The sequence below is a fragment of the Sphingomonas pruni NBRC 15498 genome, from assembly GCF_001598455.1.
In the GTDB taxonomy this organism is placed as follows: domain Bacteria; phylum Pseudomonadota; class Alphaproteobacteria; order Sphingomonadales; family Sphingomonadaceae; genus Sphingomonas; species Sphingomonas pruni.
Genome location: NZ_BCYZ01000163.1, coordinates 1 through 1,047, shown reverse-complemented (window position 1 = coordinate 1,047; position 1,047 = coordinate 1). Strand labels below are relative to the sequence as shown.

The following is a 1,047-nucleotide window of genomic DNA, read 5'->3' as shown; positions in this document are numbered from 1 at the left end:
CGTTTTCACTTAGGTTGAAGCGTAGCCGGAGTTTCTGAGGTAGTTGGCGCATTCATGAGGTGGGAAGGCGTCGAGGAGGGTTCCGATGCGCTGCCAGGTTGCTTCGACGGATCGTTCGGCAGCCTTGCGGAGGAGCAGCTTGAGCTTTGCGAAGACCTGCTCGATCGGGTTCAGATCGGGCGAGTAGGGCGGCAGGAACAGCAGCCTGGCGCCGGCTGAGCGGATTGCGTTGCGTACTGGTCGGCCCTTGTGGCTGCCGAGGTTGTCCATGATGACGATGTCGCCGGGCTTGAGCGTGGGGACGAGGAACTGCTCGACCCATGCGGTGAAGCTGAGGCCGTTGATCGGTCCATCGAGGACGCACGGCGCATCGATCCGGTCATGGCGCAACGCTGCAAGGAAGGTCAGCGTGCGCCATTTGCCGAACGGCGCTCGGGCGACCAGCTTTGCCCCTCGCGGTGCCCAGCCCCGGGTCGGCGTCATGTTGGTCTTGGCCCAGGTCTCATCGATGAAGACCAGGCGCCTGGGATCAAGCCGGCCCTGATACTTCTTCCACTGCGCCCGCCTTCGCGCGATCTTCGGCCTCAACTGCTCGATGGCGAACAGCGTTTTTTTTGAAGCGCAGCCCTTCCGATCGCACCAGCCGCCACACCGACACCGTGCTGGTCTGGATGCCCTGTTCGGCCAGCTCGGCAACCAGCGCCTTGAGCGTGATGTCCGGCACTGCTTTCACCCGCCCGATCACCAGCGCACGGTGCGGCTCGAGTAGCCGCTTGCGGTGGCCGCCCATCGGTCGCGACGCCGCCGTTCCCGTCCCCCGCTGACGTTGCGACCACTTCACCACGCTCGCAACGCTCACCCCGAACAGCCCCGCCACCTCCCGGCAGCTCCGACCCGACGCCACCGCCGACGCTACTCGCTCCCGCAGATCATTCGAATAGGGTCTCGCCATACCGGCTGGCCTCCATCCCCAGCCAGTAGGTTGAATCAGAACCCACCACGCTTGGGAATCCCCAATCGATTCAATCAATCAGAAAACGAGTCTAA

The 1,047-nt window shown here is 63.7% G+C and carries 1 protein-coding gene; it reads right to left on the bottom strand.

All coding sequences use genetic code 11. The features are described 5' to 3' along the window. Positions 1–9: 9 nt before the first annotated feature. A protein-coding gene (locus tag SPR01S_RS21370; protein WP_157082394.1) for an IS630 family transposase occupies positions 10–952 on the bottom strand; the annotation gives its coding sequence in 2 pieces (ribosomal slippage) (positions 10–615 and positions 617–952; 942 coding nt in all). Positions 953–1,047: the final 95 nt, after the last annotated feature.